This is a genomic window from Pseudomonas sp. Y3 TE3536 (assembly GCF_053629175.1).
Window position 1 is genome coordinate 5526551 of the sequence record NZ_JBRJHU010000001.1, and the last position, 15657, is coordinate 5542207.

The 15657-nt window shown below is 58.7% G+C and carries 10 protein-coding genes; 7 read left to right on the plus strand and 3 right to left on the minus strand.

Going from position 1 to position 15657, the window contains the following annotated elements; translation table 11 throughout:
- Positions 1–94: 94 nt before the first annotated feature.
- The 6 genes from AB7M33_RS24725 (at position 95) to AB7M33_RS24750 (ending at position 11458) form a co-directional block, all read left to right on the plus strand.
- Positions 95–1315, plus strand: a complete 1221-nt coding sequence (locus AB7M33_RS24725) for a putative DNA modification/repair radical SAM protein (RefSeq protein ID WP_454243879.1) — start codon at positions 95–97, stop codon at positions 1313–1315.
- On the plus strand, positions 1306–2145 hold the full coding sequence (locus AB7M33_RS24730; protein WP_454243880.1) for a TIGR03915 family putative DNA repair protein: 840 nt from the start codon (positions 1306–1308) through the stop codon (positions 2143–2145). Before AB7M33_RS24725 ends, AB7M33_RS24730 begins: the two co-directional genes overlap by 10 nt.
- 302 nt (positions 2146–2447) lie before the next feature.
- A complete protein-coding gene (locus AB7M33_RS24735) occupies positions 2448–5210 on the plus strand; it encodes a type VI secretion system Vgr family protein (RefSeq protein ID WP_454243881.1) in 2763 nt (920 codons plus the stop codon).
- Positions 5207–9769, plus strand: coding sequence for an RHS repeat-associated core domain-containing protein (locus AB7M33_RS24740; RefSeq protein WP_454243882.1), 4563 nt, complete (start codon positions 5207–5209; stop codon positions 9767–9769). The genes AB7M33_RS24735 and AB7M33_RS24740 overlap by 4 nt, the downstream gene beginning before the upstream one ends.
- A 6-nt stretch (positions 9770–9775) precedes the next feature.
- Positions 9776–10495, plus strand: a complete 720-nt coding sequence (locus AB7M33_RS24745; RefSeq protein WP_265968909.1) for a hypothetical protein — start codon at positions 9776–9778, stop codon at positions 10493–10495.
- Positions 10496–11194: 699 nt separating this feature from the next.
- A complete protein-coding gene (locus tag AB7M33_RS24750) occupies positions 11195–11458 on the plus strand; it encodes a PAAR domain-containing protein (protein WP_454243883.1) in 264 nt (87 codons plus the stop codon).
- Positions 11459–11699: 241 nt separating this feature from the next.
- Here AB7M33_RS24750 and AB7M33_RS24755 read toward each other — a convergent pair whose 3' ends face one another.
- The 3 genes from AB7M33_RS24755 to AB7M33_RS24765 all read right to left on the minus strand — a co-directional run bounded on the left by AB7M33_RS24755 (position 11700) and on the right by AB7M33_RS24765 (position 14407).
- Positions 11700–12671, minus strand: coding sequence for a 5-oxoprolinase subunit C family protein (locus AB7M33_RS24755; protein WP_027593496.1), 972 nt, complete (start codon positions 12669–12671; stop codon positions 11700–11702).
- Positions 12668–13555, minus strand: coding sequence for a 5-oxoprolinase subunit B family protein (locus tag AB7M33_RS24760; protein WP_454243884.1), 888 nt, complete (start codon positions 13553–13555; stop codon positions 12668–12670). The genes AB7M33_RS24755 and AB7M33_RS24760 overlap by 4 nt, the downstream gene beginning before the upstream one ends.
- A gap of 93 nt (positions 13556–13648) precedes the next feature.
- Positions 13649–14407 (minus strand): 5-oxoprolinase subunit PxpA, encoded by a 759-nt coding sequence (locus tag AB7M33_RS24765; RefSeq protein WP_454244257.1) that lies wholly within the window; start codon positions 14405–14407, stop codon positions 13649–13651.
- Positions 14408–14527: 120 nt separating this feature from the next.
- Here AB7M33_RS24765 and AB7M33_RS24770 point away from each other — a divergent pair, with 120 nt between their 5' ends.
- Entirely contained in the window at positions 14528–15445 is a 918-nt protein-coding gene (locus tag AB7M33_RS24770) for a LysR family transcriptional regulator (RefSeq protein ID WP_027593499.1), read from the plus strand.
- Positions 15446–15657: the final 212 nt, after the last annotated feature.

Here is a 15657-nt window from a genome sequence, read left to right on the forward strand (position 1 = left end):
CTCGGGCATTGATACACGGCCTTCATCGATGGGGCTTGCAATCAGGGCATTCTCAAAATACTGTATGAATATTCAGTGTTTCGAGTCAGCCGCCATGCAACTCATCGCCAAACTCGGCATTCTTGCCGACGCCGCCAAGTACGATGCTTCTTGCGCCAGCAGCGGTGCACCCAAGCGTAGTTCGCGCGGCAGCGAAGGCCTGGGTGCCACCGATGGCATGGGCATTTGCCACAGCTATACCCCGGACGGGCGCTGCGTATCGCTGCTCAAGGTGTTGCTGACAAACTTCTGCCTCTACGATTGCCAGTACTGCGTCAACCGGCGCTCCAGCAACGTGCCGCGGGCGCGCTTTACCCCAGAAGAGGTGGTGCGCCTGACCCTCGACTTCTACCGGCGCAACTGCATCAGCGGCCTGTTTCTCAGTTCGGGCATCATCCGCTCGGCCGACTACACCATGGAGCAATTGATCCGCGTGGCACGCCTGCTGCGCGAGGAGCACAACTTCCGCGGCTACATCCACCTCAAGACCATCCCCGATGCCGACCCGCTGCTGATCGAAGAAGCCGGGCGCCTGGCCGACCGCCTGAGCGTCAACATCGAGTTACCGACCGACGCCAGCCTCAAGCGCCTGGCCCCTGAGAAACACGCGCACACCATCCGCCAGGCCATGGCGGTCATCCACCACGGCCAGCAAGCCGTGGCCAACGAACCCAAGGCGCCGCGCTTTACCCCGGCCGGGCAAAGCACCCAGGTCATCGTCGGCGCAGACGCCACCGACGACAGCACCCTGCTGCGCAATGCCGAGTCCTTGTACCAGGGCTACGGCCTCAAGCGCGTGTACTACTCGGCTTTCAGCCCGATCCCCGACAGCCCCGACAGTGTGCCCTTGGCCGCGCCGCCGCTGCTGCGGGAACACCGCCTGTACCAAGCCGACTTCCTGCTGCGTGGCTATGGCTACAAGGCCGGCGAACTGCTGGCGCAAAGCGGCAACCTGGCACTGGACATCGACCCTAAGCTTGCGTGGGCGCTGGCCAACCGTGAGGTCTTCCCGCTGGATGTGAACCACGCCGAGCCGGCCCTGCTGGCACGCATCCCGGGCATCGGCCTGCGCAGCGTGCAGCGTTTGGTAGCGCTGCGACGAGAGCGGCGCATCCGCTACGACGACCTGATTCAACTGCGCTGCGTGCTGGACAAAGCGCGCCCATTCATCGTCACCAGTGACTACCGCCCGGCCCAGGCCGAGCTGCGCAGCGGCCTGCTGCGCGAACGCCTGCGCGAACCCCAGGCACCGGTGCAAATGGGGTTATGGGGATGATCGCGCTCGACTGCAATGACAGCTTCGCCACCTGGCGTGACCAAGCCCGAGCGCTGCTGGGCCATGGCATTGACCCAGCCGATGTCACCTGGTCACAAGGCCCGATCGATGATCTGCTGGCCATCCCTGCACCGCTGCCCCAAGGCCCAGGCCCGTTTCGCGGCAAAGTGCCGGCAGCGCTACTGAGCCAGCTGGAGCAGGCAGCCTGCTACCGCGGCGAGCAACGCTGGAACCTGCTGTACGAAGTGCTCTGGCGCGTGGCCCATGGTGACCGCACCGCGATGCTGGCCGGCGATCGTCTGGGCAGCGAATTGCAACGGCGCATCAAACAGGTCAGCCGTGAAGCCCATCACCTGCATGCCTTTGTACGCTTCGTGCCGCTACCCGAAGCGTTGGCGCAGCAGCTGCAACTGGACCTGGTCGCCTACTACGAACCCGCCCACGATATCCTGCAGAGGGCCAGTGCGCATTTCGCCGACCGCCTGGGCCGGCAACGCTGGTTGATCGCCACCCCTGCCGACGCTATCCGCTTCGACGGCCAGGCCTTCGACTACCGGCGCACCTGCCCTGACGAGTGGCGGCAATGGGCACGCAATGCCGACGACCCCGGCGCCGAACTGTGGCGCACCTACTATCGCCACACCTTCAACCCCGCCCGCCTCAACCCGGACGCGCTGCGCCTGCACATGCCGGGGCGGTTCTGGCGGCATTTGCCGGAAGGGATGCTGATACCCCAGCTCGAAGGCCTGGCGCGCCAGGGTAAGCAGCGGGATGGGCAGGCGCTGGAGGTGGCTGCGCAGCGCGGTAAACGGATCAGCAAGGTTGAATGAAGCCCAGCAACATTACCCATCAAGTTCTGGCATCGCTGCAGACGATGCGTCAGCCATAACTTCGTCAATACCGCACTGACTTGACTCAACAGTCACTGTGCCTGCGCGCGCAACCAATAGGTATTTGCCTTAAAGAAGTACACAAGCCGCATTTAGCGAAACTTCCTACAACTCTTTAGGAAGCCATTACGGCGACGAGGAATGGATTCCCCGTTACGGTCTTTGGGTGCACTTATGCCCCGCATTCTACAACGCGTCCGGCCCGATAAACCTGCCCGATGGGATGAACAGCAGGAGCCCGTATGAGCAACTTGAACGATGTGCGCTTCACCTTCAGCACACCCGCCGATGAGGCAATAGCGTTTGATGTGGTGTCGTTCGAACTGACCGAAGGAGTCAGCGAGTTGTACCGCCTGGAAGTCGAACTGGTCAGCTTCGCCGACGACGCCGACTTCGCCACCCTTCTAGACCAACCCGCCGTGCTGACCATCTGGCAGCAGCAGGAAGCAGTGCGCCATGTCCACGGCCTGATCAGCAGTTTCGAGCAAGGCAAGACCGGTCACCGCCGCACCCGCTACCGCGCCGTGATCGAGCCACAACTGGCCCGCGCGGGCCTGCAATCGGATTGGCGCATCTTCCAGCACCGCCCGGTCCCGCAGCTGTTAGAGGAACTGTTCCGCGAACGCCAATGGGGCACTTTGATCCAGTATGTGGTCAACCCACACCAGAGCCGCGAGTACTGTGTCCAGGCCGGTGACCTGGACCTGAACTTCTTCTGGCGCCTGTCGGCCGAGGAAGGCTTGATCTGCACCTTCGAGCACAGCGAAGCCAACTACGTGGTGATCCAGACGGATCACATCAGCAATTTCGGTAGCCTGGAAGGCGAGCCGGTGTTGTATGTCGCCAACCGAGGCGGCATGGAGCAACAACCCTGTCTGCACCACTTCGCCTACCGCGAGCAGGTACGCACCAGCAGCCAAGTCCAGCGCGACTACACCTTTACCCACCCACGCTACAACCATGAGCACACCATGTTCCCTCAGGACATGGGCAATCAAAGCAACGACTACGAACGCTACGACTACCCTGGCCGCTACAAGCACGACAACGCCGGCAAGCCGTTCACCCAGACCAAAGTCAATGCCCTGTTCGGCGATGCTCGCGTGGCCCAGGTCGAAGGCGATGATGCTCGCCTGCAACCGGGTATCGCCTTCCAGCTGGCTGGCCATGCCCGCGAGGACATGAACATCCTCTGGCGACCGCTGCGCATCACCCACAAGGGCCACCAGTTTACGGCACGGGAAGGGGATTCCGCCGAAGCCGAAGTTGGCACGTCCTACACGCTCACCGCCACCCTGATACCGGCGCAAGTCGAATGGCACGCCCCTGCCCGCCCCAAACCGGTAATCGAAGGCCCGCAGATGGCCAAGGTGGTTGGGCCACCCGGTGAGGAAATCTACTGCGACGAGCACGGCCGTGTGCGCGTGCAATTCCCCTGGGACCGTCTCGGCCAGGACGATGATAAAAGCTCATGCTGGGTGCGGGTCACTCAAGCCTCGGCCGGCGCCACCTGGGGCCACATGGCCATTCCCCGCATCGGCCAGGAAGTGGTGGTCAGTTTCCTCAACGGCGACCCCGATCAGCCGATGATCACCGGGCGCAGTTATCACATCGTCAACCGCCCGCCGTACCGGCTGCCTGAGTTCAAGGCACTCAGCCCGATCCGCAGCAAGGAGCACCACGGCAAGCGCCACAACGAACTGCGCTTGGACGACACCACCGGGCAGATCAGCGCAGCATTGATGAGCGATCACGACCACTCGGCACTGAACCTTGGTTACCTCACCCATCCTCGCCACTTTGGCGGCAAGCCGCGTGGGCAAGGTTTCGAGCTGCGCACTGATACCCACGGCGTGCTACGCGCCGGCGGTGGCCTGCTGCTGACCACCGAGATGCGTGCTCGCGCCAGTGAACACCATACGGACCTCGTCGAAACCGCCGAGCGCCTGAAGGTCGCACAGGAGTACCACACCACCTTTGCCAGTGAAGCCCGCGATCACCTGGCCCAGGAAGGCGGCGATCAGGATGAAGTGGGTGATGCCCTCAAGGCCCAGCACGACGCCATTCGCGGCAGCGGTGGCAACCCTGAAGCCAACCGCTTCCCCGAGCTGGCGGACCCGCAACTGGTGATCGCCAGCCCAACCGGCATCGCGACAACCACACGGGAATCCACCCACATCGCCAGCGGCGAGCACCTGGGCCTGAGCACCGGCGGCCACACCAGCATGGCCATTGGCAAACGCCTGCTGATAAGTGCCAGTCGGGGCGTACGGCAGTTCGTGCAGAGCATGGGCTGGCGACTGGTGGCCGCGTCAGGCGACATTGACCTGAAGGCGCTCAAGGACAACATCAATCTGCTGGCCAAGCTCAAGGTCAGCGTCACCGCCGAACGGATCACCCTCAGTGCCAAGGAGGAACTGATGATTCAAGCCGGCGGCAGCAGTACGACCTACAACGCGGGCGGAATTCTGCACGCCACGGCTGGGCAGTACACGGCACACGCGACGGACTTCATCTACAAGGCCTCGAAGAGCCAGGCGGCGGCGTTTCCTGAAGATCTCAAATCGGGCAAGGGTAATCTGCAGTTGCTACAGCAGTACGCCAACGCCCTGCCATTCAAGAAAGGCAAGTACGAAGTTGAGGACGCCCTCGGCCAACTTTTCAAAGGCACTCTAGATAGCAATGGAAAAGCCACCGTTGCCAACGTCGCGCCGGGACCAGCCAAGGTGCGATTCAGCGAAGACGACGTTGATGTCTTGCACGACCCTGGTTTCCCTGGCCCCCACGAGCAAATTTCGGGCGAGCTGACATCCCCTCCGTCATCCGACGTCAGTGAACATGCCGCAGCAATTCTGAAGCAATTCACATCAACCCAGTCTCCGGAAAACCTGAAAAGCACACCTCTGCAACTCGCAGCTGATCTTGCTGCAGACGCCGCAAAGTCGACCCTTAAAAGCGCCGGCATACCCGAGACGCTGATCAAACGCTCGGAGAAAGCACGATGACCGTTCCCGCTCGGGCAACTCAACAGGCCACAGGTCCAACGAACACTGCCTCCATCAACGACATCGAAGCAGGCAAGGAGAAGCTGGATCAATGGATCCGAAAAATGACAGGGGGGACCGTCGGCTGGACTGCCGTCAATGCCGCTGGCTCGGTCATCCCTGGCGTAGGCAGCGTTTTTGCGGCGGTTGATGCCATTGGCGATCTGCTGACCCTTATCGATGGAAACCAGAACGATTTTCTTACGTGGGTCAGCTTCGGCATAAACGTCGTTGGACTGGTTTCCTTCCCAGGCGTGGGCCCAGCACGCCTGGCAATTCGCACGACGCTTTCAGCTGTTAAACGCAACGGAACCACTGTGATCTCCGACGCCCTATTGAGTGCATTGGAGAAGAACCTCAATGACAAAACGCGAGGGTCGCTGGAAGCGTTCGCGCAGGCCATACAAAGCCGGCTGAATGAACTGCTGACCAAGATCGCTGCTGAGATCAAGAAAGCATGCTCATCCTTTGCCCAGATGCTGCGAGGCATTGCCAGTGATGAGGGGCAAAAGGGCTTGGCCAAGAAGACCAAGCAAGCATCCATTTTCTTCGGCCCCGCTATAGCTCTCGCCGCTCATTTCACGATCGAAGACAGGCTGCTCTCCAAGAGCGTGTGCCAACAACTACTAAACGCCGCCAGCCTGGCTGATCAGATCGGCCGCAATGCATCGGCCAAGATCCTTGGGATGGCAGACGCTGGCAAAGTCGGAAGCATTGGCTACCTGGTGCTGGAGCTTGCCACCGCGCTGAAGAACCGAAAGCGCCGCAGCGCAATGGCAGCGACATCACACAGCAACAAACCCAGCCATGCACAGCATATCCAGCCACAGGGCGGTCTTACCACGCGTGGGACCGAGCGCGCCGCAAACAACGACCCCAACTGTCGAAATCTGGCCAGAGCGGGAACTGGCTCCAATATCAGCTTTGCCACGGGCAGTGAATCCTTTACGCACACCGATTTTTCCTTACCTGGGTGCTTTCCAATCGAGTGGGCTCGAACCTATCGCTCCAGTCTGGACGCCTTGGATGATGGCCCATTTGGCGCTAGGTGGATCACGCCCTACTCGATCTTGATCGAAAGCACTGCTGATCGAGGCCTCGCCTACCGTGGTTCGGACGGGCGTAGCCACCATTTCCCCGATCTGAAGATTGGCAAGCACCACTACGATGCCGTCGAAGAACTCCTGCTGATTCGAGCCTCGGAGAGCAGGTTGATAGTCGCACGTGGCCACGACACTCAGGAGCACTTCCACAGACAAGGAAACCTCTATCAGTTGGTCGCGATCAAACAACGCAGCGGCGCACATCTGAGCTTGCATTACGAGCACTCGTCCAACGGAAAACCGCTGCTGTCTGACTTGCTCACTTATCAGGACGACCGACAGCAACATCACATCCACCTCGAACATGGCAGCAATGGCTTGATCCGTTCGGTGTGGCAAATGGTCGATGGCATAGCGTCACGCCAACTGGCCGCTTATGAACATGATGATTCAGGTGACCTGATCCTGGCTCGCGACGAGCACGCCACGCCATGGCATTACACCTACCAGCATCATCTGATCACACGCTATACAGACCGGTCAGGCCGAGGATTCAACCTGGAGTGGCAAGGTGAAGGGGCTGACGCAAAAGCGGTTCGTGAATGGGGCGATGATGGCAGCTTTGAGACCCGCCTGGAGTGGGACAACAATATTCGGCTGACCTATGTTACCGACGCGCAAGGGCAGGAAACCTGGCACTACTACGACATTCTAGGCTTCACCTACCGCATCGTTTACCCCGATGGGAATGAAGAATGGTTCTACCGTGATGATGCCAAGAATGTCGTCCAACACATCCATACCGATGGCAGTGCAGAACAGTTCGCCTACGACGATCGCGGCAACTTGTTACAGCATACCCGCGCCGATGGCACCTCCGTCCATTATGCCTATGATGACCTAGGTCAGTGCTTCAAGACACGCGATGCAGAAGGCGGGCTGTGGAGGTACGACTACGATCAGCGCGGCAACATCATCGAAACTCAGGATCCCCTGGAGAACAAAACGCTCTACCGCTACAACAGTGACAACCTGCCCATCGCCATCACCGATGCCAACGGCGGTCAGAAGAAGCTGGCCTATAACCGTGACGGACAGCTGACCCGCTACACCGACTGCTCAGGTAAGACCACACAGTGGAAATACGACCCCTTGGGTCAATTGACGAAACTAATCAACGCCGCCGGCGAGGTCACCGAGTACCAATACGAAGCCGGCCAGCTGGTGTTGCTCATCCATCCGGACAGGACCACGGAACGCTTCGAGCGCGATGCAGAAGGCCGCCTGCTCAGCCATAAGGATGCCCTGCATCGCCGGACGGCCTGGACCTACAATGAAGCCGGGTTGATCTACCAACGCCTCAACGCCAACGACACCACCCTCACCTACCATTGGGACAAGCTCGGTCAACTGGTGCGTCTGCGCAACGAGAACAACAGCGAGGCCAGCTTCAAGTATGACCCTGTAGGTCGACTGCTTAAGGAAACCGGCTTCGACAAAGAAACCACCCACTACCTCTACGACAACGGCAGCAACCTGCCCACCCGACGTCTGGATGGCGACAGGACCACCCATTTTGGATACGACCCCATGGGCCGGCTTACCCAGCGCAAAGCCGGACGACGTGGCGGTGAGCAGTGGGAGGTTGAGACCTTTGCCTATGACGGTAATGGCAACCTGCTGTCGGCCAACAACGGCACCTGCAGACTGCAATGGTTCTACGATGCAGCAGGTAACAACACGCGCGAGCATCAGTGGCTGGATTATCTGGTCAAGCCACAGGTGGCCGTGTTCAAGCATGAGTACGATGCGCTTAATCAACGCATCGCCACCACCCGCCCCGATGGCCACCGGGTCAGTTGGCTGACTTACGGCAGCGGCCACCTGCTCGCGCTCAAACTCGATGACCAGGAGTTGATCAGTTACGAGCGTGATGACTTGCACCGAGAGATCGGCCGCGTGCAGGGCAATGGCCTGATCCAGCGTCAGACCTGGAGCCCGAATGGTCAGTTGCTGGAACAGACGTTGGCTCGACAAGGTGAGTCCAAACGCATAGCGGCGCGCACCTATCGTTATGACGAAGCCGGGCAGCTATACCACATCAAAGACCTGAACCGTGGCGATCTGCGTTATCGCTATGACCCGGTGGGGCGCTTGCTTGAAGCCAGCCTTAACTACGAGAAGGAAACATTTGCCTTTGACCCAGCGAGCAACCTGCTGGACCCCGAGGCACCACCGGGTCCGAATCCACACTCGCCACGCAAATTGATGGACAACGTGCTGCGCAGCTACTGCGGCACCCAGTATCGGTACGACGAGCGCGGCAACCTGCTGGAGCGGATTGAGAACGGCAAGACAGGCAAGTTCACTTGGGACCTGTATGACCGGCTGCGGCGGTACGAGGATCACCGGTTGGTCGTCGAGTTCGGCTATGACGCGTTAGGCCGTCGTGTCTACAAGGACTCGCGCTCGAAGTACCGCAACCGGGTCCAGGCCGGACCGGTCTGGAACGAGAACGCGAGACGAGCACTAGATGAGGAGCTGGGCTGCGATCTGACCCTATTCGTGTGGGATGGCGACACCCTGGCGTTCGAACAGCGAGGCCGTGATGGCAAGGGGCAGACCACGCACTATGTATTTGAGCCCGGAACCTTTATTCCAGTGGTGCAAGGGGTGATGCATCACATTGAAGAAATGCTGCATCAGCCAATCTATGACTTCCCATATGATGTTAATCAAGATCCTGTCTGGCGGCACCAGGCGGCACCAAGGCCTACTGTGGCTATCGCCTGGTATCAGTGTGATCAGCTGGGTACTCCCGTAGAGCTTACTGGCGAAGATGCGCATATTGCATGGAGAGGAAGCTACAAAGCTTGGGGACTGGCGCTGGAAAAGCGCAGCGATAAGGCGGCTTGGGCAAACATTCGAAACCCGCTACGCTTTCAGGGGCAATACTTCGATACCGAAACAAGCTTGCATTACAGCCGTTATCGGAACTATGAACCATCAACAGGGCGTTTCATTGCGAAAGATCCAATTGGTTTTCTAGGCGGATTTAATATTTACCAGTATGCAAACAACCCTATTGCCTGGACAGACCCTCTTGGGCTTACGCCGTGCAGAATATCGGCCACAAAGGAAAAATGCAAAGCCCTGATAGCAAAAATTTACGCAAAATCCGTCGGCCGAAAGGAATTTTCTGGAAGCAGGGGTTTACTCGAAAGAGTAGAGGACATGCGCGATGATAAGCATAATCTGTACCTTTTCGCCCGCACCAAAAACCAAGCCAGGCAACATGGTCAACTTGCAGGAAAAGGGTCTTGGGAAGGACACCAAGAGGCAGCAAACGATATCAAAATCGGACTAAATAATGACATAGAAAAGTTTGACAGCCGCGATTGCAACAAGCACTACAAAATACCTCACTCGATACGTAATTTAGCAAGAACTCCTATCCCACCCACCCCTACTAGGTAACGAAAAATGGCCAAGACATTTGACGAATTGATTTTCCTGTTAAGTACAGACTGCCTTGCTGCTGAAGTACTAGAAAGCTCAGACAAAGTCGAACTAAATTCGATCAAAGAAATAGCTCGCCACTCAGTAAAGACAATAATGAATGGCGAAAAAAACTACTACTTGTACGCCGACTTTTCTTTCCATAGACAGCGCAGCACGCAAGAGGTCTTTTTCAAAATGGCAAGAGAAAAAAATATACCGGAAGCCACTTTAAAAAAATTAACAGAATATATTGAAATCCTTGAAGGCATAACAGACTCACTAAGCACCGCACTTCATACAATAAGCTCAATCGCCAGCCACCTATATTGGCTCACCACAGATGAAATAGACTCAACAATAACAAATGAAACACTAGAGATAATTGCGGAAATCGAATCTATTGGGCTCGAAAGAAAATCGCACGTTTATGACTGGGAAGATGCGTGGTCCGAAACCGCATCAGAATGGGATAACTATATAAAATCACTGATGGATGGAATTGATGATGCACCGTATTTAACATTCATGAAAATAAAAAACTTTTCATCTCGACTAGATTTCCTTAATGCTTGGAAAGCACACCTTGGAGAAGAAAAATTCTTAACAATCAAAAATCTTATCAGAGCGGAAGGACATCTTAAACTGGATGAAATCAATCCTCCAGCAGCAGCAGAACTGGATAAAATCTTAAATACTCTATGACAAAAATACAACGTCTTTAAACGCTACTAGCCCCACAACCCATAAAGGTCCTACTGGCGAAAAATGTGCCCCAAGGGCATGCGGGGCTGGGTTGAGCGCCAAAGAGTCACGATGTCACATTATGTTTGCAGACACTGACTTAATCAGATTTAACGTCAAACCAAACACACAAACTAGGACCCCGACAACCGAACCTCAAGAGGCAGAAAAAATGATGCCCCGCCAATCACAGAAGAAATAATTGAAACAATTATACACATAAATAAACTTATTACACTTAATGAGTTTGAAAGAGCAGAGAAAAACGATTGATCATTCAAGTCAAGCCTGCGCACTTACGAGCAGCACTCCATGAATATTTTAACAACAATTCACCATCCGACTTTTCCCGCACACCCACACCTTCCAGACAACAAATACTAAACAACTCAATTACGCTATTGCGGATCCTAAAACCCACCCCCATCATCCTGGATGATTGAAGCCGACATCATCATCGACAAGTAACCCAGTGACCTAAGTGCGATTTACAACATGAACACAATCGATACAACAGCAAGAATAGATCTTTATGTAATCCTAACCCAATAAGCAACCAAAGTATCACCGCTAACCAAGACAGGGTATAAATACCACCAAAACCCAAGACCGACAACATAAGGCATACCATATGAAAACCAGTCAGATGAGTAACCAAAAATGAGCATCGTAGTTCGTTTAGGCGACACAACCAATCATGACGGGCAAGTGATCGAGAGCATCCCGCACACCAAACTCTACAGAAAACCCATGGCCGGCAAAGGCAATAAGGTTCTCTGCCCTCTGTGCAAAGACGAGTTCCCTATCATCGAAGGCAGTGACACGTACCGCGTCAACGGAGTACCCGTCGCCCTTGACGGCATGAAAACCGCGTGCTGCGCCACCTTTATTGCCAGCGCATCACACGGCAGCGTCCATCGCTGAGTCAACCAGTCCAAGTGGAGCAAGCGAACAACAGACACCCCGTCAGTATGTCTGTTGCCGCCGTTCCCGAGATAAAAATTGAGAGCTGATCAGACTGTTCTCCATAACGTCAATGTACGTGTACCGATGAAATGTCAACCCGGTCGCGCACCACAATTTAGATATGCGAAAAAAGCAGCAACAATAGCGCCCAATTATCGGACAGTGGAGCATCACAAAAATGCTCCACCCCACACCACCATCAGCCAAACAGCCTAGCAACACACCCCAGCTTCTTCTTATACGACCGCCGCGCCTCCAACGCCTGCTCCAGGCTCACCGGCAAAAACCGCGCCTGCTGATTAGGCTGCATCTGCCCGACCAGGTCCAGGTCGGCACTGATCACGGTGCCGATCATGGCGTACCCGCCTCCGGACACCGCATCGCGGTGCAGAATGATCGGCTCCAGCCCCGCCGGCACCTGGATCGAGCCGATCGGGTAGCAGCTGTCGACGATGTTCGAGGGGTCCGAGCCGGCGCCAAACGGCTGCTCACGCGGCTGGAAACTCAATGGGCTGCCGCCTTTGTAGCGGTAGCCGATTCGGTCTGCCTCGGAGCCGACGGTCCACGCCTCGGTAAAGAAGCGCTGCGCTGCTGCGTCGGTCAGGCGATGGAAATACAAGCCTGGGACCACCCGCAACACCACTTCGCCACCCAGCGACTGTCGCAACGCCATCGGCAGGCTTGCGCCGGCGCGGGTCTTGCCGCTGGGCACACCGACTGGCAGCACATCGCCTGCCAGCAACTTTCGCCCATGGTGCCCACCCAAGGCCCCCAGCGCGTAGGTCGATCGGCTGCCGAGCACCTCGGGCACATCGATACCTCCGGCGACGGCCAGGTACGCCCGGGCACCCGCCGTGGGGAAACCGAAGCGCAACACCTGCCCTGCCCTGACCGCGAACGCGGTGTCGGGGCGCTGCTCACGGCCGTCGAGCAATGCCGGCATCTGCGCGCCGCACACTGCCACCAGCGCATCCTGCTGGAACTCAAGTTCTGGGCCCACCAGCGCGCATTCAAGCCCCGCGGCGCCTGCCGGGTTGCCGACCAGATGGTTGGCTGCGCTCAAAGCGTACTGGTCAAGCGCCCCGGAAGGCGGAATGCCCAGGTGGTAATAGCCCTCGCGACCGAGGTCCTGTACCGAGGTGGCCAGGCCGGGTTTGAGTACCTTGATCATGCCAGCACCTCTTGCAGCGTCTTGGGGTAGCCGACTGGGTCGGCGAGGAAGGAATCCAGGGAGAACGCCACCGGACGAATGCGCAGGTTGAAGCAACCGTCTTCCACATCCGCCACCGCCTGGTCATAGGCGCGGCGGTCGATCGGCTTGAACTGCACGATGTCACCCGGGCGGAAGAACACCATGTGCGCCTTGAGGTAGGCCAGCGTCTGCTGCGGGTCGTAGATCGGTGCCGGGGTGACGCCAAACATCTGGTAGCCCCCCGCCCCGCGCACCGAGTAGATGCAACCGAAGCAACCGCCATGGCCGAGGGTCAGCTTGGGCGTGTCGGTGCGTGGGCGCAGGTACTTGGGCACCTGCAGTTGCCGCTCGCGCTCGACCATCTGGAACATGAACGGCAGGCCGGCGACGAAGCCGACCATCGACACGAACCAGGGCGCGCCGCTGTGGGCAGCGATGAACGCCTCGACATCGGCCAGGCCGTTGACCCGCGCCGCATACTCAAGGTCGGTGCTGCTCGGGTCCTGGTGGCGATCGCGAAAACGCATCAGGGTTTCGTGGGTCCAAGGGTCGTTGTACAGCACCGGGATTTCGATGATGCGGGTGTGCAGCGAGCGCTCGGCCACCGCCTCTGCCTCGGCGCCGCGTACGGCTTCGAGCAGGGCCTCGGGGGCAATACGGTCAGGGTCGAAGCGGATCTGGAACGACGCGTTGGCCAGGCACACGTCGAGGACGCCCTCCAGGCCAAGCCGTTCCACCGCGCGGGTGACGGCCATGCCTTTGAAAAAGGCCTCCAGCGACATGCTGTCACTGACTTCGGCAAACAGGTGCTCGTCGGCACCGAAGCTGTAGCGGATCGGGGTAGAAGCAACCGGCTCGGCCATGACTGTTCCTTTTCTTGGAATCTTTATAGAAAGGCAGGCGAAATCAAATCGATGTAGCGGCCCCGGCCTAGGTGCGCCAGGTGCCGGTAAAACTCAGCGTGGCGCACGCACCTCGATACCGGCCTGATCCAGCGCCTTGCGCGTTGCCTCGACCAGGTCGAGCGCGCCGGGGGTATCGCTGTGCAGGCAAATGGAATCGAACGTGATGGCCAGGTCCTGCCCCTCGACCGTGCGCACCAGGCCTTGCTGGCAAGCGCGCAGCACGCGCTCGGCGACGGCCTCGGGTTGGTAGCCGCGCACGTTGCGGGTGAACACGATGGAGCCGCTCATATCGTACTCGCGGTCGGCATAGAACTCGCGCACCACCGGCTGGCCAAGTTCTTGGGCAATACGGCAGATCACCGAGCCTGGCATGCAGTACAACAACAATTGCGGCTCGACCACGCGCAGGTTCTGCACCAGCAGCCGGGCCGCCACCTCATCGCGCGCCAGGTGCATGTACAACGCGCCGTGGGGCTTGATGTGCTGCAAGGTCATACCTTGCGCACGGGCGATTTCACGCAGCGCACCCAGCTGGTAGAGGATGTCGTCGACCAGCTCCTGGGCGGTGGCATTGATGTGCCGGCGGCCGAAACCGACCAGGTCACGAAAGCCTGGGTGTGCACCGACGCCCACGCCCAGCGCCTTGGCTCGCTCGACGGTGCGGCGCATGGTGCCGGGGTCGCCGGCATGGAAGCCGGTGGCGATGTTGGCCGAGCTGATAAAAGCCATCAGCTCGTTGTCGACGCCATCACCGATGGTCCACGGGCCGAAGCCCTCACCCATGTCCGAATTGAAATCCACCACCTGCATGAACGTATCTCCTGGCACTTGTGACTGCATGCAAGCCACGTTAGATTTTCCACACCCCCTTGGGAAGATCTATAAACAGATAGGGTGTCTTCTGAAAATCAGATACACCGGGAGCCAACCGTGTCATTGACCCTGCGCCAGGTCCGCTACTTCGTCGCCACTGCCGAGATCGGCCAGATTTCACAGGCGGCGATCCACCTGAACATTTCCCAGTCGGCGGTGACCACCGCAATCAAGGAACTCGAGGCGATGCTCGGCGTGCTGCTGTTCCAGCGCTCGGCCCAGGGCATGAGCCTGACCGAGGCGGGCCGGCACTTTCTGAACCGCGCCTACGTGATTTTGCGCAGCGTCGACGATGCGCTGAACAGCCCGCTGCCAGACGTGCGCGCCAGCGGCCTGCTGCGCCTGGCGGCGAGCTATACGGTGATTGGCTACTTCTTGCCACACCACCTGCAACGCCTCGAACACTGGCACCCGGACGTGACCCTGGAAGTGCATGAGCAGGAGCGCAGCGCGATCGAGCAAGGGCTGCTGGAGGGGCGCTTCGACATGGCGGTGGTGCTCACCGCCAACCTCACCCACCCGGATATCGTCTCGGAAACCCTGTTCAACTCCGAGCGCCGGCTGTGGCTGCCCGGCCACCACCCGCTGTGCGAGCGCTCGGCGGTGAGCCTGGCCGATGTGGCCAGCGAACCGTTCATTCTGCTGACCGTGGACGAAGCCGAACAAAGTGCCATGCGTTACTGGGAGCAGGCCGGGCAGCGGCCCAGCGTGCGCGTGCGGACCAGCTCGGTGGAGGCTGTGCGCAGCATGGTCGCCAATGGCAGCGGCGTGGCGATCCTCTCTGATTTGGTGCACAGGCCCTGGTCGCTGGAGGGCAAACGGATCGAGACGGTGACCATCAGCGACCCGGTCACGCCGATGAGCGTGGGCCTGGCCTGGCATCGCGAGCGGGCGTTCAGCCCGGCGATGCAGGCGTTGCGCAACTACTTTCATGGTGCATTTCTGGCACCGCAGCAGTTGTCGGCGCGGCGTTGAACCGCTGGGTTGCCGACCTCACGGAATACGCGTCCCCTGTAGGAGCGGCCTTGCGTCGCGAAAGGGCCGCAACGCGGCCCCAACAATATGTGCGGCGACGCCAAAGTCGGGGGCTGCTTCGCACCCCTTTCGCGACGCAAGGCCGCTCCTACACACAAAACGTGCAGGAGGCGTAGACCTGATCCGAACGTTCCGCCTGCAACGCCGTCATA